The sequence below is a fragment of the Chryseobacterium sp. CCNWLW53 genome (assembly GCF_037083525.1).
Classification (GTDB): Bacteria; Bacteroidota; Bacteroidia; order Flavobacteriales; family Weeksellaceae; genus Chryseobacterium; species Chryseobacterium lathyri.
This window is the reverse complement of record NZ_JBAOJR010000005.1, coordinates 321,254-339,293: the sequence shown is the minus strand read 5'-3', so window position 1 is coordinate 339,293 and position 18,040 is coordinate 321,254. Positions and strand designations below refer to the sequence as shown.

The 18,040-nt window shown below is 37.4% G+C and carries 15 protein-coding genes; 8 read left to right on the top strand and 7 right to left on the bottom strand.

All coding sequences use genetic code 11. The features are described from left to right. Nucleotides 1-29 precede the first annotated feature (29 nt). The 4 genes from V6R96_RS17570 to V6R96_RS17555 all read right to left on the bottom strand — a co-directional run bounded on the left by V6R96_RS17570 (nt 30) and on the right by V6R96_RS17555 (nt 6,542). A complete protein-coding gene (locus V6R96_RS17570) occupies nt 30-1,784 on the bottom strand; it encodes a peptide MFS transporter (protein ID WP_336379738.1) in 1,755 nt (584 codons plus the stop codon). A gap of 132 nt (nt 1,785-1,916) precedes the next feature. Beyond that, nucleotides 1,917-3,572 (bottom strand): peptide MFS transporter, encoded by a 1,656-nt coding sequence (locus V6R96_RS17565; RefSeq protein ID WP_223558413.1) that lies wholly within the window; start codon nt 3,570-3,572, stop codon nt 1,917-1,919. A gap of 122 nt (nt 3,573-3,694) precedes the next feature. Beyond that, complete coding sequence (locus V6R96_RS17560; protein WP_336379737.1) at nt 3,695-4,408, bottom strand: hypothetical protein; 714 nt, start codon at nt 4,406-4,408, stop codon at nt 3,695-3,697. A 4-nt stretch (nt 4,409-4,412) separates the two neighbouring features. After that, entirely contained in the window at nt 4,413-6,542 is a 2,130-nt protein-coding gene (locus V6R96_RS17555) for a S9 family peptidase (protein WP_111959172.1), read from the bottom strand. A gap of 121 nt (nt 6,543-6,663) precedes the next feature. Between V6R96_RS17555 and V6R96_RS17550 the strand changes: the two genes are divergently transcribed. Then, a complete protein-coding gene (locus tag V6R96_RS17550; RefSeq protein WP_111959174.1) occupies nt 6,664-7,137 on the top strand; it encodes a hypothetical protein in 474 nt (157 codons plus the stop codon). A gap of 12 nt (nt 7,138-7,149) precedes the next feature. Further along, nucleotides 7,150-7,335 carry a DUF6496 domain-containing protein gene (locus V6R96_RS17545; protein ID WP_111959176.1) on the top strand — a complete coding sequence of 62 codons (186 nt, stop codon included), beginning with the start codon at nt 7,150-7,152 and terminating at the stop codon, nt 7,333-7,335. Nucleotides 7,336-7,413: 78 nt separating this feature from the next. Here V6R96_RS17545 and glgP read toward each other — a convergent pair whose 3' ends face one another. Further along, nucleotides 7,414-9,069, bottom strand: a complete 1,656-nt coding sequence (glgP, locus tag V6R96_RS17540) for an alpha-glucan family phosphorylase (protein WP_336379736.1) — start codon at nt 9,067-9,069, stop codon at nt 7,414-7,416. A 203-nt stretch (nt 9,070-9,272) separates the two neighbouring features. Here glgP and V6R96_RS17535 point away from each other — a divergent pair, with 203 nt between their 5' ends. The 5 genes from V6R96_RS17535 to V6R96_RS17515 all read left to right on the top strand — a co-directional run bounded on the left by V6R96_RS17535 (nt 9,273) and on the right by V6R96_RS17515 (nt 16,017). Next, complete coding sequence (locus V6R96_RS17535; RefSeq protein WP_111959311.1) at nt 9,273-10,070, top strand: hypothetical protein; 798 nt, start codon at nt 9,273-9,275, stop codon at nt 10,068-10,070. Between the two features lie 168 nt (nt 10,071-10,238). Next, entirely contained in the window at nt 10,239-12,347 is a 2,109-nt protein-coding gene (locus tag V6R96_RS17530; RefSeq protein WP_336379735.1) for a T9SS type B sorting domain-containing protein, read from the top strand. 96 nt (nt 12,348-12,443) lie between these two features. After that, a complete protein-coding gene (locus V6R96_RS17525; protein WP_336379734.1) occupies nt 12,444-13,031 on the top strand; it encodes a DUF1572 family protein in 588 nt (195 codons plus the stop codon). A 70-nt stretch (nt 13,032-13,101) separates the two neighbouring features. Continuing rightward, complete coding sequence (gene mtaB, locus V6R96_RS17520; protein WP_223558421.1) at nt 13,102-14,448, top strand: tRNA (N(6)-L-threonylcarbamoyladenosine(37)-C(2))-methylthiotransferase MtaB; 1,347 nt, start codon at nt 13,102-13,104, stop codon at nt 14,446-14,448. A 51-nt stretch (nt 14,449-14,499) separates the two neighbouring features. Next, nucleotides 14,500-16,017, top strand: a complete 1,518-nt coding sequence (locus V6R96_RS17515; protein WP_111959186.1) for an FMN-binding glutamate synthase family protein — start codon at nt 14,500-14,502, stop codon at nt 16,015-16,017. A gap of 69 nt (nt 16,018-16,086) precedes the next feature. Here the strand turns inward: V6R96_RS17515 and V6R96_RS17510 are convergent, their stop codons facing one another. Continuing rightward, a complete protein-coding gene (locus tag V6R96_RS17510; protein WP_336379733.1) occupies nt 16,087-16,833 on the bottom strand; it encodes a hypothetical protein in 747 nt (248 codons plus the stop codon). A 55-nt stretch (nt 16,834-16,888) separates the two neighbouring features. On the opposite strand from V6R96_RS17510, the gene V6R96_RS17505 reads away from it, so the two are divergent. Next, on the top strand, nt 16,889-17,329 hold the full coding sequence (locus V6R96_RS17505; protein ID WP_336379732.1) for an RNA-binding S4 domain-containing protein: 441 nt from the start codon (nt 16,889-16,891) through the stop codon (nt 17,327-17,329). A 12-nt stretch (nt 17,330-17,341) separates the two neighbouring features. Here V6R96_RS17505 and V6R96_RS17500 read toward each other — a convergent pair whose 3' ends face one another. Then, nucleotides 17,342-17,857 carry a shikimate kinase gene (locus tag V6R96_RS17500; protein ID WP_223558424.1) on the bottom strand — a complete coding sequence of 172 codons (516 nt, stop codon included), beginning with the start codon at nt 17,855-17,857 and terminating at the stop codon, nt 17,342-17,344. Nucleotides 17,858-18,040: the final 183 nt, after the last annotated feature.

Here is an 18,040-nt window from a genome sequence, read left to right as displayed (position 1 = left end):
AGAGGTTTTGTTGTATTTTATTGATGCGGTTATTTTACACCGTGCATCATTTTCTTTAAGATTGGAGAGATCAAACCTAAAATAACAGCTGCAATACCACAAAGTACTACGAATACCATAAAGAATTCGAATAGGTTGTGGATCTCAAATCCTGCAAATGTAGGATTGTGCAATGGTAACTGAGCTTTCTCAAATGCCGCTGCCTGTTCAGCAGTCAACGTTACTTTTTTATCTAAAACGTCCTGAAGGTTTACGCCTATTTCCTGTGCTTTTGTGAATTTATCACCTGTAGCAGGGATAAGAGCTCCCAATGAACCTGCCAATGCATACCCTGCAGCATTGGAAATAAAGAATACTCCATATAATAATGATGCAAATCTTTTTGGAGCTAGTTTTCCTACCAATGAAAGACCGATTGGAGATAAGCAAAGTTCACCACAAGTCTGGATGAAATAAAGAAGCATTAACCATTTGATTGCTAATAATCCTGAATTTCCAAGATCTTTTACGTTATGCGCAATAATGAAGTAAGAAAGAGCAATTAATGCAAGACCCATTGCCTGCTTGAACGGAGATACGGGTTCTCTTCCTTTTGTTCTTAATTTATCCCATGTCAAACTGAATGGAACGGCTAACAGAACTACGAAGATACCGTTGAAGATCTGAACCATTGAAGGAGGCATATTCCATCCGAAAATGTTTCTGTCTGTTTGGTTGTCAGCAATAAATGTTAATGAAGATCCTGCCTGCTCGAAAGCTGCCCAGAAGAAAATGATAAAGAAGGATACAATATAAATTACCCAGATTCTCTGTCTTTCAATCTTGTTTTCTGCAGAACTCATGATCAGGAAAGCCAGGGAAATACCGGCCGCATAGATGAAAGGATAAATAATTCCTTTGATCAATTGTCCCATCTCTACGGCTTTAAATCCGAATTCTCCTACCAGTAAATATCGGAAAGCGAAGAATAAAACCACAAATATAACTCCGGTGATCCCTAAAGATAAACCTGAGAATTTAGCGGTCTGAGTTTCACCTTCTTCAAAGTCTGCACTTGTATTGTTCTTTGGCAATCCACCGATAGGTCTCCCTTCCGGATTTACCACATATTTATTTTTAAGGATAAAGAATGTTACGGTTCCAATAATCATTGCAATTGAAGCGGCTAAGAATCCCCATTTGAAAGCAAAAATATCTCTTACTCCTGTAGCTGCATCTTTCACATCTCCTACGTATGGGCAGATAAATTGTCCCAGGAATGCTCCGATGTTAATCCCCATATAAAAAATGGTAAATGCAGAGTCCAGTTTGGATTTCTCCTGCTTAGGGTAAAGACTTCCCACCATTGAGGAAATATTCGGCTTGAAGAATCCATTACCGAAAATGATAACGAATAACGCCAGCCACATAATCATTTTGGAACTGCCCAGATCGGCAGAGAAAGTAGAGGCACTGATAAATAATAGAAACTGACCGATAGCCATCAGAGATCCACCGATTAAGATGGCATTTCTGTTTCCTATATATTTATCTGCAATAAATCCTCCCAAAAGAGGTGTTAAATAACATAAAGCTAAAAATCCACCGTAGATAATTGCTGCATCTGCTTCTTTTATTAATAAGGAATTTACCATGAAGAGCGTCAAAAGGGCTCTCATCCCATAAAAGTTGAAACGCTCCCACATTTCTGTTCCGAAAAGAACCCACAATCCTTTTGGATGCCTTGAATTCTTATTCTCTACAAACTCATCCGGTTTCGGACTTAATGCTTCAATATTATCCATTCTATTGTTAATTTTTGTTAAGACTGACAAATATAGTTTTTTTTGAGTTTTTGGCAAGGTTTTAATTTTATATTTAAATAAAAAAGCTGCAGAACGATGTTGCAGCTTGATATTCTTTATGATAAATGAGGATTAATGTCCTTTTTCCCTCATGATCTTATTCAATCTTTTTAACATTGACAGACCTAAAAGTGTCGCAAATATTAGCAAAGCAAAGTTAACCAGGAAGTAATTCATCTTATTGTCGTAGCTGTACCACGTACTTGCCAGGATTCCTGAAAGCTTATTACCAACTGAGTTGGCTAAAAAGAAACCTCCCATCATTAATGCAGTAATTCTTGCCGGTGAAAGTTTTGAAACGAATGAGAGTCCCATTGGAGAAAGGCAGAGCTCCCCAACAGTAATTACTCCATAACCGGCAACCAGCCATAACGGTGAAACTTTTTCAGCCCCATTATCTCCTGCCATAACGGCGAGAACCATTACCAGGCATGATAATCCTGAGATAAATAATCCTAAAACAATTTTTGTAGGAGTAAGCGGTTCTTTTCCTTTTCTTCTTAATAAAGCCCAGAACCCTACAATGACAGGCGTTAAAGCAATTACCCAGAATGGATTGATAGACTGGAATAATTCCGTATTGTATAGATAGACTTTCGATTCCGGATTTCTTTCCAAGGCGGCACGCTGTTCAGCAGAGATATTTTTAAAATAGATATCCTTCCCGGTTTCTTTAATGGCTTTTCCGTCCTTGTCCTTTTGAGACTGGAATTGATTGTCATAAACCGGAACCTCTTTGTCTTCATAGCTTTTCCCCTCCACCATATAAATATCCTCGAGAGGTTTTTCCAGTGACGCAGGAACACTTCTGTCCGTATAATAATTGGCCCATCTTGTTAAAGCCGTACCATTCTGCTTAAAAACTGCCCAGAAGAACATACTGATTAGAAACACTGAAAGTAGAGCTCCGATTGATGGTTTCTCCTCTGGCTTAGCTTTAAAGTATAGTGAAGCATAAAAGTAGATCACAGGAATACAGGCAAAAATAAAGGCGTCTGTGCTGTCGCTACCGAAGATATTTCCGGGAATGAACCATCCAATAGCTCCCACTGCAATGGCAGGGACAAAAACCTTAATTAAAATTTCAGAAAGCTTGGTATCTCCTTCTTCTACAGGCTTCATCTGTGCGGCATGGATATAGTGTTTTCTACCGATGGTAAAGATCACAAGACCAACAAGCATTCCTACTCCCGCAGTGATGAAAGCTTCACCCCATCCGAATTTATTACGCATAAAAGCTGCAATAATATTACAGATAAATGCCCCGATATTGATCCCCATATAGAAAATATTATATCCGGAGTCTTTATTGGCTTTATAAGGTTCCTCAGAATAAAGGTTTCCTAACAGTGTGGAAATAGTGGGTTTAAAGAAGCCATTCCCAATGATGATTAATGCCAGAGAGCCATAAAAAAGAGGCAGCTCTTTGAAGACCCCCATTCCTATATATCCTGCAGCCATCAAAATTCCGCCCAGATAAATAGATTTAATATATCCTAACACCCTGTCAGCCAAAAAACCTCCAAGGAACGGTGTTAAATAGGTCAAGGCGATGTATGTTCCGAAAATATCATCAGCCGTTTTGTCTGGAAGTCCAAGTCCTCCTGTTAGCCCGGTTGGCTCAATGACATAAAGAACAAAGATTCCAAGAATCAAATAATACCCGAAACGTTCCCACATTTCTGTGAAAAAGAGGAAGGGTAAGCCTTTAGGATGTTTAGTCTTCATATAATCAATTTTCAAATTTCCCAAAAATAAGTTTTTAATTTCAATTGATAAAATAAATAATCCAGGCAGAAATGATTAATGAAATAAATATAAAAATCCCCTCCAAAATGGAAGGGATTATCTTATTTTGAATTTTTTTGAAGCATTGGGGGAGGTGGGTCAGATTTTATGATTTCTACAATATCTTTCCTTTTTTCAGTTTTTATTATACCGTTAACAAAGTTTTCCATTTCTTTTTTATTAGCTTCGAACTTATTAGCGTAAGTATAAGTAGAAATACTGGCATACCCTTCGTTGGTAAGGTATAGATTTGCAATGTATTCAAAATCTATGCCTTTAACATTGGCGCTGTATTCTATATGTAGTACTTTAATCCCATTGATTGTCCTGTATTCAGAATTTTTTAATCTGAAATAATCTGCATTTCTTTGAATAGCAGGAAGCAAAATGTCTTTTAAATTCTTCAAACTCTGAATTGGAACTATTTCACTTCCAAATAAGGCATATATTGCAGAATTAGAATTGTTATTGAAGGCATATTCTACAAAAGCTGTAGCACCAGGAGCTTTTACAATTTTCCAACTTTTGGGATTGTAATAAAACCCAGCATTAATATTTTTACTTTTTACCAAAAAAGTGGATTCTTTTGACTTCTCAAATAATTCTTCGTTGGTTGTAATAGTTTCGAGAGTTTTATCATCACTTTCGTTAACAAATTTCCATGTTTTGTTATCGAAGAGAACAACTTCTTTTCCGTCTTCTGTTATTGCTTTTACCTGTGCTTTTACTGAAAATGAGAATATAATAAATACCGATAAAATAATCTTATTCATCATAATGTTATAAATTATTCAAAATAAAATCCGTCATTTTCTGATACAGCTGCGGTCTTGTCTGGCCCCCGTAAATTCCGTGGTTTTTATCAGGGTAAGCCATAAATTCAAACTGTTTTTTATTTTGAATTAAAGCTTCAGAGAATTCCATAGAGTTCTGGAAATGTACATTATCATCAGCAGTTCCGTGGATCAGTAAGAATTTACCCTTTAATAGATTGGCATATTCTGTTGGAGAATTTTTATCGTATCCGTCAGCGTTTTCCTGAGGGGTTCTCATGAATCTTTCCGTGTATACGGAATCATAATACCTCCAGTTGGTTACCGGTGCTACAGCGATTCCGGCTTTGAAAACATCCGCTCCTTTCGTCATTGCCAGACTGGTCATATAACCTCCGTAGCTCCATCCGAACATTCCGATTCTTGTTTTGTCAATATAAGACTGGTTTCCGAACCATTTTGCCGCAGTAATCTGATCTTCAATTTCATATTTACCCATATTCATGTAGGTAACCTTCTTGAACTTAGCTCCTTTATAACCCGTTCCACGCCCGTCTACACAGGCAACGATATAACCTTTCTGTACCAAATGATTAAACCATAAAGCATTGCCATTGTCCCATGAATTCGCAACCTGCTGAGATCCAGGTCCGGAATACTGATACATAAACAGTGGATATTTTTTATTAGGATCAAAGTTTTTAGGTTTCATGATCCATGCATTCATCTGGTCGCCGGCGCCATTTGGAATGGTGATGAATTCTTTATCTGCAAAATTATCGGCCTTTAATTTCTGTAGCTGGTCGTTATTGTTCTGAAGTTCTTTTACCGTTTTACCGTTTCCGTCTTTTAAAACAAAAGTGTAAGGTCTTGCAGCAGTAGAAGATGTTTCAATGAAATAACTGTAGTTCTTACTGAAATTGGCAGAATTGTTTCCTTCCGCATTAGAAATAAGCTGGGATTTTCCGTTTTCAATATTTACTTTGGAAACAACTTTGTTAATGCTTCCTTTTTCAGTGGTCTGAACATAAATTTCCTTAGATTTCGGATTGAATCCGTAATAATCGGTTACTTCCCAATTTCCCTTTGTTATTTGCTTTTTAAGCTTTCCATCCTTGTCATACCAGTATAAATGACGGTTGCCGTCTCTTTCGGATGCCCAAAGGAAAGAATCATCATCCAGGAATTCCAGAGTAGGGCTATCTGTATCGATCCATTTCTCATCCGTTTCTGTGAATAGTTTCTGAACGACTCCGGTTTTGGTATTCACCTTTAAAATATCGGACGCATTCTGAATTCTTTCAGAAGTCACCAGAACCATTTCGTCAGGCTTTGCCGTCTGAATGACATTGGGGATATAATAGTTTTTAAAAGAACTTAGGTTGATTGGCGTTGTTTTTCCCGTATCAAGACGGTACAGCTGGGCAGAAACTATAGAGTTTTTTTCTCCTGCTTTAGGATATTTGTAACGCATTTCCTCAGGATAAAGTTTTTTTCCATAGATCGGAATATAGATCTCCGGAACCTGGCTTTCATCAGATTTTACAAATACAATGGCATCCGAGTTCTTTGTCCATTCATATTGTCTTGCATGCCCGAATTCCTCTTCATATACCCAGTCTGCTAGCCCGTTGATAATGGAATTTTTCTTACCGTCATTTGTAATCTGGGTAATTTTTCCTGAACTCAGGTCCTGATAGAATAAATTATTTTCAGCAATGAATGCTACTTTAGAGGCATCAGGAGAAAATCTTGGCTCCTGAACTGTTTTACCGTCATTCAGGCTGATTGTCTTACCTGATTTCAGATCTTTCACCTCAAACTTTCCAAGAAATGAATGTCTGTAGATGGGCTGGCTTTCTGTTAAAAGAAGAATTTTTGATTCATCATCAGAAAATTCATAGCTTTCAAATTTACCATCAACAATATTTCCTTCTTTTTGTGAAGTTTTGTAAGAGTATTTGGCAATTCCTGTCGGCTCAATGACCAGATAATTTTCTCCGTTCTTCATAGATGCTATACCGGCAATGCCTTTTCCGCGGTAATATCCTGAATATATTTTATCTAAAGTGATTTCCTGGGCAGACACATTATGGAATGCTACAGCCACGGTAAGAGTTAAGAGTAATTTTTTCATTTCTAATTTTAATGGATCTCAAAGATAATAATTTTATTAAATGCATAAAAAAGCTTTTTTAATACGGCTTTTGGCAAAAAAATTGAATGTATTATTATAACAATCAAATTAAATAATAATTATGGAAACGAATGCATACAACCAAAAACTGAACCGTTATGTTTTAGCCGATCAGATTGTTTATACAGGCTTTTCAAGCTTCAAAGATGCGGAAGACTGTGCCAACAAAAAAGGCGGAACTTTGGTAGAAGTTGGGTTTAAAGATGGGAATGATAATCCACAGATTACCAATGAAGCCGGCCTTATTGAGAAAAAACTTCACTATTATGTTTATGCTGGTGATGAATATAAATTTATTCATTCATCTGATCCCGGGTTCAGGAAATACGCAGATGAATTACAGAAAATAAAAGCAAAGATTCGCCAGGATGCACCGGACGAAAGATATCTGGCTAATTTTGAAATTGAAAATGCAGAAGATCCGATTATTGTGATTAAAAATGATCACTTTGAATCGGTAACCTCCAGAGAACGCTCAAAATATTTGAAGCACGCCGAAGTTTATGAACTAGGGGTATCCCTGCCAAAACCTTAAAAATTTTTTATCATGAGCAAAACCAAATATTCAGAAAAAGCTCAGGACAAAGTGGGAAAAGTCATGCACGAATTTAAAGAAGGAAAACTGAAGTCCTCTTCAGGAGAAAAGGTGACCAGTAAAAAACAGGCTGTGGCCATAGGAATTTCAGAAGCCAGAGAAAAAGGCTTGAAGGTGCCAAAGAAGAAAAAAGAATAACATCAATAAAAATTCCGTGAAAGTATTTTCACGGAATTTTATTATAAATCAGTTGATTGAACCTTTTTTACCTTTTATCTATTTGTAAAGCACTTTGTAATATTCATCTGCCATTCTATCACTGTTAAATTGGTGCTGAACATCATTCATGGCCTTGTACTGAATTTTTCTCCATTGGTCCGGATTATCGTAATAAGCAGGCAGGATTTCGTTTTCAAGAATTTCGTACAGCTTATTCAGATCATAAGTATCCTGTTCGTAAATGCTCATATTTAAATAATCAGCTTTCGGAACAACAAACGAATTTTCTCCCGGTTCGGCAAATTCAGGGATCCATCCGTCATCGGTAGAAAGATTTACAGATCCGTTCATAGCAGCGGTCATTCCTGAAGTTCCAGAAGCTTCTCTCGGTACCCTCGGATTGTTGAGCCATAGATCTGAGCCCTGTTTCAGGGATTTACTTAAAGAAAGTTCATAGCCTGTAAGTACAGCCATATTTTTATGATTTTTACTTTCCTCTACCAAAGTATTAAAAGTAGAAATAGCGGAATAATCCATAGGATAAGGTTTCCCTGACCAGATAATCTGTACCGGATATTTTTGATTATTCAATAACCTGTAGAATCTTTCCTTATCATGAAGCAGTAAATCTGCACGTTTATACCCTGCAAATCTTCTTGCCCAGACAATAGTGAAAATGTTAGGATCAAATAGATTTCCGGTCTGATCTGCGACAATGGTGAACAGTCTTTTCTTTAAATGTTTTTTGCGGTAATCAAAAACAGTAGCGTCGTTTTCATCTTTGGCATTATAAAGAGGCTTATCCGCCCAGTATTTAAATTCCTGTGCGTTGGTAATGGAAGTAATTTCGCAGATTCCAGGATATTTACTCCACATAGCTCTGGAAACCTCACCATGCAGCTTAGATACGCCGTTCGCCATTCTTGCCATTTTCAGAGCACATAGCGAGTGGTTGAAACGATCATCGGTTGCTCCTTCGATACTTTTTACCTCTTCCATGCTGAAACCGGAAAAGTAAGACATATCATAACATAGTTTCAGATTATGTTTTTCATTTCCTGCTTCTTCGGGAGTGTGGGTGGTAAAAACCAGTTTTTCTTTCACCCGGTTCAGATCTCCATTGTACTTTTTCAGCAGGTAAAATGCAGCAGGAAGTCCATGAGCCTCATTCAGATGATACACTTCTCTTTCAGCGTTCATCTCGTCCAGTAATTTAGCCCCTCCTTTTCCCAGCAAAATATACTGAGCCAGTTTTGTAGATTCGTTGGCATCGTATAATTTGTGGCAGATGGTTTTAGAAACGTGATCGTTTTCCGGCACATCTGTAGAAAGAAAAAACATGGGTGCCGTATTGAAAATTTCAGGATCAAGGTACCATACTTTTACCCAAACCGGGGCACTATGGATCTCGATCTGAAATTTGATTCCGGTATCCTCAAGAAAGCTGTACATCTTCCTTGTCCAGACCGGCTGAAGGGTCTGGTCATGATTTCTGGCCTGATCATAATAGCCAAATTTCCAGAGAATTCCGATCCCTATAAGATCCTGTTTCAGGTTGTATGCACTTCTCATATGAGATCCTGCAAGGAATCCCAAACCACCCGAATATATTTTTAAAACCTGTTCAATAGCGAATTCCATCGAAAAATAGACGGCTTTTTTAGAATATTGTGGATTGATGCTGTAAGGTATTTTAAAATTTTTAAAATCCATATAAATCACAGTTTTATAATTTGAACGCTAAAGGTATTGATTATGAAAATAAACTTTACATTAATTATTTGATAAATTAATTTAAAAGTATCCTGTGAATAGTTTTTTTACTTACCTTTATTATGTAAATTTTTGAAAATCAAAAACTTCTAACGGTGAAACCAATATGGCATGTGTTCTTTGGTCACATAAAAAAATCACCTATGAAAAAGACATTTTCTGATGAAGATTTAATAAAGAATCTAAGCCTATACTATATGAACCGGCATTTGAAAAAAAAGCCGATGGAAAAGTATCACCGTAAAATAGACGAATCTCTTCTTCATGACCGAGAAAAATACAGAAAGAAATCTGAGATTCTATTGCTTAATTCGTTTATGCATCACTTTCCCGATGTCAAATTTGAAGACCTTACCTGCGAAAGTCCGGACTTTATCGCTAAACTCAACGACAAGAAGATTGGAATAGAACTGACCGAAGTGATCAATCATCTGGAAATGAAAAAAGTGGAAAGTACTTTAAATAAGATGTTCCGCCAGGCAGAAATATTATTAGAACAGGAAGACACCGCGAAATATCGTGGTGTTTATTTTTTAGAATTTTACCCGAATATTAAATTTGACAATATAGAACAGCAGGAGGAAAATATTCTCAGTATTTACAGAAGCATTAAAAAGAACAAACCTTTAGGCTGTGTAAAAGGGATGAGAAAATCTTTTCACCGTAGAAATGTTTTTATTACCCATGAATACAGCATGAACCTTTTTGATGAGCTTTGCTCAGAAAAGATCCTTGAGCTTATCGATAAGAAAAATGAAAAATTTCCCTATTACGATACGTCCGTAGATGAATGCTGGTTGGTGATTGTTTCCGATATGAACTCCATTGCCTCAAGATATACGTTTATTCAGGATAAAGAGCATTTGAAGGAAGTGAAGAGTCCGTTTCATAAAATTTTCCATCTTGAAAATCTATGCGGAAATATTACAAGCATAAAATAGTTGGTATTTATTGCATGATATCATAATTATTATGTGTTTTTATTTAAAATAATTCAATATTTTTAAAAATCCATTGTTTGTGATTAAAATATAGGTATATTTGATCTATGTGTTGTCAATCAACATATGCGTGTGGTTTTCAAATCATTCACTAAAAACTATATATCTATGAAAAAACTTTTACTCCTTATTTTTTTAGGTATTTCTCAGGTATTTTTTGCGCAGGCAGACTGTTCAACCGCGCTTGCCGTCTGCGGAAATTCCAACATTACTTACAGTCCCACCGGATATGGCAATATTAAAGAATTGGTTAATTCAGGAAGTTGTATAGACGGAACTGGTGAACACAATTCAATCTGGTATAAAATAACGATTGCTACAGGAGGAACACTTACCTTCGATCTGGTTCCGAATAACCCGGATGCTGATTATGACTGGGCCATTTTCGGTCCTAATGTAAACTGTGGAGCTTTAGGGGCACCCATACGATGCAATGCTGCAACGGTTATAGGACCCGGACCGGCTACCGGCTTAAATATGACAAGCACCCTTATCAGTGCTGTCGGAGGTTCGCTCACACCTTATTGTAAATATCTGGATGTTTTGCCGGGCCAGACTTATTATTTGTTTATTGACAACTGGGTGAGCAGTACCAGTACTACAACAGCACCGTTTTCTTTAACATGGGGTGGAACTGCAACATTGGCTTCCCCATTTACAGATCCGACTTTACAGCCCTATCCTTTCATTCCTCCGGGGATTCCTGCTGCTAATCCGGCCGATCCAAAGGAAGTAATCATATGTGTAAATCCTGCTGTATTTGATTTTTCTACTCTTTCTGCAGGAATTTTAAATGGAAATCCGAACTTTAGCGTAAGCTATCACACAAGTCAGAATGATGCGTTAACCGGAAATAATGCCATTACAGTTCCTACTACTGTAAATACAACATCTATTTATTATTACAGTATAGGCTATACGGATCCAACTAATCCAAACAGTCCGCTCAATAAATGTAAACAGATTGGAACATTTAAATTTAAGGACGGTAAAATCACGGCAAAAAATGCAACACTCACACAATGTAACAATAATAATGCGGGAACAGCAGTATTTGATCTTACAACAGCAGATGTTATTACAGATCCAACCGTGACCAAGAAATATTACAATACGCTTTCAGATCTGAATGCAGGTATCAATGAAATTACAAATCCGTCAGCATTTACTTCTGCGGAAGGAACCATTTTTGTCAAAGTGATTTCATCCTTCGGATGTACTGCTGTTGCACAGATAACATTGAAATTCTACCCGGTTGTTGTGGTAAATGATACTACATTAAGATCCTGTGCTATTGAAGGTAATCCGTCTACGGCATCTTTTAACCTTACAGGTGCATCGGTAACCTCTCAGACTGGGGCAGGTAAAAAATACTATCCCTCTGCAACAGATGCCGTGAATCAGACCAATGAAATTTTAACGCCCACAGCATACATTGCTCCCAGCGGTGTGGTTTATGTGCGGGTTTTCAATGCGCAGGGTTGCTATAACATAGCTAAAATTACACTAGTGGTTATTCCGCCGGTTTATTCCACCATACTTAAAGATAAAGTTATTTGTGTAGAAGACAGAACAACTTTGGATGCAGGCCCGGGATTTAATGGTTATGAATGGAGCACAGGAGCAACTACGCAGACGGTCACAAACGTTGGAGTAGGTACCTATTGGGTAAAACTTAAAACAGGAGATTGTACCGTGGTGCAGAACGTAAAAGTATATCCTTCTGAACAACCGGTTGTTTCAAGTATAGAAATTTCAAATACTACCGTTACGGTATTTGTGATAGGAGGAACGGCACCTTACAAATATTCCATGGATAATATAAACTGGCAGGATTCTAATGAATTCAGCAATGTTAAAAGAGGAGATGCTACCATATTTGTAAAAGATTCTTACGACTGTGATCCGATAGATATCAGTATTGTTGTCCCTAATCTTGTTAACGTGATTACACCAAATGGTGACGGTTACAATGATGTTATTGATTATTCTGCCTTAGCCAATAAGAAAAATTTGGTAATGAATATTTTCGACCGCTATGGAAATATGATCTATCAGATCGATAAATCTACCGGCTATAAATGGGACGGAAGCAGTAGGGGCGGAGTGAAGGTACCTACCGGAAACTATTGGTATTCTGTAGGCTGGAATGAAAATGATAAAATGAACACTCCAATTAAGTATTCAGGATGGATCGTAGTTAAAAACAGAGATTAAGCTTTTTAATAATAAACTATATAGATAAAACCATTTCGAAAGAGATGGTTTTGTCGTTAAAATAATTTTAAATTAGTCTGATCAATAACAGAAAAAATGAAGGATCTTTTTGTAAAACGTTTTCAATATTATAAATCTCTCGGAGATAAATCATTCGGTCAGCTTTCTGATGAGCAGATGTTCTGGCAGTACAATGATGAAAGTAATTCCATTGCAGTCATTGTTAAACATATTGCCGGCAATATGCTTTCAAGGTGGACCAACTTTCTAACGGAAGACGGAGAAAAAGCCTGGCGCAACCGCGATGGAGAATTTATCAATACCTTTAAAACCAAACAGGAGGTTATTGATTTCTGGGAAAAGGGCTGGGAATGTTTTTTTGATGCTTTGAGCCAGATCAATGATGAAAATTTATATTCTACTATTTATATCAGGGGAGAAGGACATTTGGTCTTAGATGCAGTTTTGCGTCAGCTCGCCCATTATCCTTATCATATCGGGCAGATCGTTTCCATTGCGAAAATGATAAAAAATAATGACTGGAAAACGCTTTCTATTGAAAGAAATAAGTCTCAGGAGTTTAATGCCGGAATGAAAGATAAGTTTTCTAAACAAAAAGATGTTTCCAATTCATCTCCGGTATGCTTTCAAAACAGCCCTGAAGTAAGGGACGAATATAAATAATAGACTGAATCGATTTAGAATTATTATTAAAATTACTATCTTTGCACCCAGAAAATTCAGGAGTAAATAAATGTCTACTTTTCACGGAACTGCCGCATTTCATACACTCGGCTGCAAATTAAATTTTGCGGAAACATCTACTATTGCCCGTCAATTGACAGATGCTGGTTATGATAAAGTAAGTTTTGATGATAAAGCTGATGTCTATGTCATCAATACCTGTTCGGTAACTGAAAACGCAGACCGTGAATGCAAATTGCATGTAAAACGGGCTATGAAAGCCAATCCGGAAGGGTTGGTCGTTATTGTAGGATGCTATGCGCAGTTAAAGCCTGAAGAAATTTCACAGATCGATGGAGTAGATCTTGTTTTGGGAGCCAAAGAGAAATTCAATATCTTAAGCTACCTGGATGATTTGGAAAAATCGGAAAATGAAGGCATTGTACATTCTTGCGAAATTGAGGAAACTGATTTCTTTATCGGAAGCTACTCAATAGGGGACAGGACAAGAGCCTTTCTGAAAGTGCAGGACGGATGCGACTACAAATGTACGTACTGTACCATTCCACTGGCAAGAGGGATCTCACGATCAGATACTATTGAAAATGTTCTCAAAAACGCCAAAGAAATTGCCGAAAGAGACATCAAAGAAATCGTTCTTACAGGAGTTAATATCGGTGATTACGGTAAAGGTGAGTTCGGAAATAAAAGACACGAACATACTTTCCTGGACCTGATATCAGAGCTCGATAAAGTAGAAGGAATTGAAAGAATCCGTATTTCTTCCATAGAACCGAACCTTTTGAAAGACGAAAGTATTGATCTGGTTTCAAAAAGCAAAAGCTTTGTTCCCCACTTTCACATCCCGTTACAGTCCGGATGTGATGATCTACTGAAAAAAATGAAGCGCCGCTATCTTACCAAGCTGTATAATGACAGAGTCAATAAGATCCGCGAGGTAATGCCTGATGCAGCTATCGGTGTAGACGTTATTGTGGGATTCCCTGGTGAAACAGAGGAGAAATTCATGGAAACTTATAACTTCCTGAACGAACTTCCTATTACCTACCTTCACGTATTCACTTATTCCGAAAGAGAAAATACGGAAGCAGTCGGTATGGATGGAGTAGTGCCTATTCCTGAAAGAAAAAAACGTAATAAAATGCTGAGAATACTTTCTGAAAAGAAAAAAATGGCATTTTATCAGACTCAACTTGGAAAAACGCTTCCCGTTCTTTGGGAGCATGAAAATAAAGACGGTAAAATGTATGGCTTCACTGAAAACTATGTGAGAGTCCAGAAAGATTTTGATCCCGCATTCGTTAATCAGATTGAATTTCTAAATTTAGAAAAAATCCTGTCAGATGGCACGGTTTCTGTGCAGTCATCCTTCGAAAGTTTTTTAGCAAAAGCGTAGTCTCTTTGCAAAATTTCTACTAAATTTATTTTAACTTTAAATACTACATTCATGAGAGATAAGTTTTTATCTTGGGGAATTGTATTAGTAATTGCTACATGGGTCGTCGCATTACTGATCAGAGCGCATTACTGGATACCCATCCTGTTATCTGCCATTTATGCATTGGGTGTTTACAATGCTTACCAGTCGAAACACGCTATTTTGAGGAACTTCCCGGTACTGGGATACTTCAGATACTTTTTTGAAAGTATTTCACCCGAAATGCAGCAGTATTTCATAGAAAGGGAGACAGACGGAAAACCATTTCCCCGAAACCAGCGTTCTGCAGTATACAGACGAGCTAAAAACCTGAGTGATACAGTAGCTTTCGGAACCCAGCTGGAAGTTAATCACCGAAAATATGAAGGAATCAAGCATTCTATTTATGCAAAATCGCCTGTGGAAGAGCTCCCAAGAGTATGGGTAGGAGGAGAGCAGTGTACGCAGCCTTACCATGCTTCTCTGTTCAATATTTCAGCAATGAGTTTTGGGGCATTAAGCGATAGGGCACAGATTTCTTTAAACAGAGGTGCAAAAAAAGGAAATTTTTATCATAACACCGGAGAAGGAGGTATTTCTCCCTATCATTTGGAAGGAGGAGATCTTTGCTGGCAAATTGGAACCGGATATTTTGGTTGCCGTGACGAGGAAGGGAAATTTAATCCTGAACTGTTTGAAAAGTACGCCACTCTCCCAAATGTAAAGATGGTTGAAATTAAGCTGTCCCAAGGGGCAAAGCCAGGACACGGAGGTGTACTTCCGGGTGTGAAAAACACACCGGAGATCGCAAAGATCCGTCACGTCACCCCAGGAATGACCGTTATTTCACCACCATCCCACAGCTCATTTTCTGATGCTGCAGGTCTGTTGAGGTTTGTACAGCAGCTGAGAGAACTTTCAGGAGGGAAACCAACTGGCTTTAAACTTTGTATTGGTGATACTAAAGAATTTGAGGACATCTGTGTACAGATGAATGTTTTAAAAATCTATCCTGATTTTATTACCATAGATGGGGCAGAAGGAGGAACAGGAGCTGCACCTCCGGAATTTTCGGATGGCGTGGGAATGCCTCTGGAACCAGCCCTGATTTTCGTTAACAGAACCCTTAATAATTATAATTTAAGAAGTAAGTTAAGAGTGATAGCCAGTGGAAAAGTACTGACAAGCTTGGATATCCTCAGAGCAATAGCTATGGGTGCGGATATGTGTAATAATGCAAGAGGATTTATGTTCTCGTTAGGATGCATACAGGCCTTAAGATGTAACAATAATAATTGCCCTACGGGAGTTGCCACTCAGGATAAAATGTTAGTTAAGGGACTTGATGTTACTGATAAAAGTGAAAGAGTATACCATTTCCATAAAAATACTCTGCATACCTGTAATGAGCTGATTGCGGCGGCAGGAAGAAGCTCTTATGAAGAAGTAGATGCCACTATGTTCATGAGAGGAGACGAGTTTGATCATCTGGCAGATTTATATTTTCCGGATATCTTAGGAAATGTAAAGCAAAAAGCAAGATCTTAAAAAGCATATAAAAACAAAAACCGCCTTCATCTGAGGGCGGTTTTTTTATGTGAAATATATTGATCTTAATTATTGTCCGTCTGGTCTGTCTTGTCTCTTATATACCTGGAAATTAAATACCATAGAATAATTTCTTAAAGAGTATTGCGTGCTGTAAGGATAATGTGGATCTCTTGCAAAGGCAGCTCTTGACGGTACTATAATAACACCCTGAAGATTGTAAGGGCTTGAATTGGGAAGATTATCAAATGCTTTGAATTTCTGTATAGCTTCACGGAAGCCTTCAATTTCATAATAACTTCTCTGTTTCGCGGCATCTGTTGTTGCCGCATCTAACACAGACTGCTTTACATAATAATACATTGGGTCTATTATTGGAAGTCCATTGCCATTAATTGTATTGGTAATGGGCAGTGCCGCTGCAAAAGCAACATTTCCATCGGTATTAACTGCTAAATAAGCATTAGTTCTGATCATCATGGTAAGAATGTCTTTCGAGCCAATAGTTTTAGCAGTAGCCGGATCTGGCTGCGCGCCTTCTCTCACAATGTATATGGTCCCGGAAGGAAGCGTTTGATACGGCAGATCTATTAATTTTTTTTCATTGTCATCACTGGTATCTGTTGTGCTGAAAGCTTTTATATTTCCCTGGGCGTCCAGATAATTTTCGCTCATAAACTTCTTAATAGCCTGATCGTCATAACTGTTCTGAACGGAAATGTCTTCCGGTTCTTTATAAGTTTCAACTTCATCATCTTTCTTACATGCAGAAAAACATAAAGATCCCGCAAGGATATATAAAAATATTTTTTTCATTTCAAAAAACTTTAATTACTTTACAAATAATATAACGGCAAAAGTATAAAAAATTATGAGAATAGATAAATTTTTATGGTGCATTCGTTTTTATAAGACGAGAAGTATTGCAACAGAGGAAATTAAAAAGAACAGAGTTTCTATTGGAACATCTGCCGTAAAGTCGTCTAAAGAGGTAAAAGAGGGAGATGTTATCAAGATCCGCAAAAATCAAATCGATTATAAAATAAAAGTTACCCAGATCCCCAAAAGCAGGATGGGAGCAAAGCTTGTCCCTCTTCATATCCAGGATGTGACGGACAAAGAGCAGTATGAACTATTAAAGCTCCGCAAAATGTCGCAGGATTATTATAGAAATAAGGGCGAAGGAAGACCTACTAAAAAAGACAGACGCGAGATGGATGAATATGTAGGAAATGATATAACCTCAGACTTTACAGACTGGGATGATTTCTTTGGAGAAACGGCAGATGGCCCCGAAGGAAATGAAGATTAAAATAAAAAAGCTCTAGAGATAGAGCTTTTCTACTATTTCCTGGACAATATCTTCAGGATCCCTGGAATCCGTATTAATGCTAAACTGTGCCTTGCTGTAAAAAGCATTTCTTTCAAATAAATGCTTGGCAATGAACTCAGGCAGATCTTCATCAGAAATGTTAGCTATTAAAGGCCTTTTTTCTTTCTGTTTGGAAAGTCTTTCGTATAAAGTACCTACAGAAGCTCTTAAAAAAATACTTTTAGAGTTGAGGTTGATAATTTCCATATTATTATAATAAACCGGCGTTCCCCCTCCCAGACTTAAAACCAGGTTTTCTTCCGAAGCAAGAATTTCTTCCAATGCCTCTCTTTCCAGCTTTCTAAACTGAATTTCTCCCTTTTTTTCAAAAATCTCAGGAATGGTTAATTTATTTCTTCTGGAAATCTCTTTATCAAGGTCAATGAGTTTAAAATTTATTTTATCGCTTAAAATTTTGGAAATGTGAGATTTGCCACATCCCATGTATCCGATCAGTGAAATAACCATGAATTTTTTTTTAACAAATTTGCAAAAAAGTTTTGAGATAATGAAAAAACTCCTATCTTTGCACCACTGAAAACGAGGGACATTATTCAAATGTAAAATCGTTGCAAAGTGACCGACTCGGTAGCTCAGCTGGTAGAGCAATACACTTTTAATGTATGGGTCCTGGGTTCGAATCCCAGCCGG

Bases quoted from the DNA above. Each gene is read 5' to 3' on its own strand.
- V6R96_RS17570 (WP_336379738.1), bottom strand. From the start codon at position 1,784: ATGGATAATATTGAAGCATTAAGTCCGAAACCGGATGAGTTTGTAGAG.
- V6R96_RS17560 (WP_336379737.1), bottom strand. From the start codon at position 4,408: ATGATGAATAAGATTATTTTATCGGTATTTATTATATTCTCATTTTCA.
- V6R96_RS17515 (WP_111959186.1), top strand. From the start codon at position 14,500: ATGAGAGATAAGTTTTTATCTTGGGGAATTGTATTAGTAATTGCTACA.
- V6R96_RS17510 (WP_336379733.1), bottom strand. From the start codon at position 16,833: ATGAAAAAAATATTTTTATATATCCTTGCGGGATCTTTATGTTTTTCT.
- V6R96_RS17500 (WP_223558424.1), bottom strand. From the start codon at position 17,857: ATGGTTATTTCACTGATCGGATACATGGGATGTGGCAAATCTCACATT.
- V6R96_RS17525 (WP_336379734.1), top strand. From the start codon at position 12,444: ATGAAGGATCTTTTTGTAAAACGTTTTCAATATTATAAATCTCTCGGA.
- V6R96_RS17550 (WP_111959174.1), top strand. From the start codon at position 6,664: ATGGAAACGAATGCATACAACCAAAAACTGAACCGTTATGTTTTAGCC.
- V6R96_RS17565 (WP_223558413.1), bottom strand. From the start codon at position 3,572: ATGAAGACTAAACATCCTAAAGGCTTACCCTTCCTCTTTTTCACAGAA.
- V6R96_RS17505 (WP_336379732.1), top strand. From the start codon at position 16,889: ATGAGAATAGATAAATTTTTATGGTGCATTCGTTTTTATAAGACGAGA.
- mtaB (WP_223558421.1), top strand. From the start codon at position 13,102: ATGTCTACTTTTCACGGAACTGCCGCATTTCATACACTCGGCTGCAAA.
- V6R96_RS17545 (WP_111959176.1), top strand. From the start codon at position 7,150: ATGAGCAAAACCAAATATTCAGAAAAAGCTCAGGACAAAGTGGGAAAA.
- V6R96_RS17530 (WP_336379735.1), top strand. From the start codon at position 10,239: ATGAAAAAACTTTTACTCCTTATTTTTTTAGGTATTTCTCAGGTATTT.
- V6R96_RS17535 (WP_111959311.1), top strand. From the start codon at position 9,273: ATGAAAAAGACATTTTCTGATGAAGATTTAATAAAGAATCTAAGCCTA.
- glgP (WP_336379736.1), bottom strand. From the start codon at position 9,069: ATGGATTTTAAAAATTTTAAAATACCTTACAGCATCAATCCACAATAT.
- V6R96_RS17555 (WP_111959172.1), bottom strand. From the start codon at position 6,542: ATGAAAAAATTACTCTTAACTCTTACCGTGGCTGTAGCATTCCATAAT.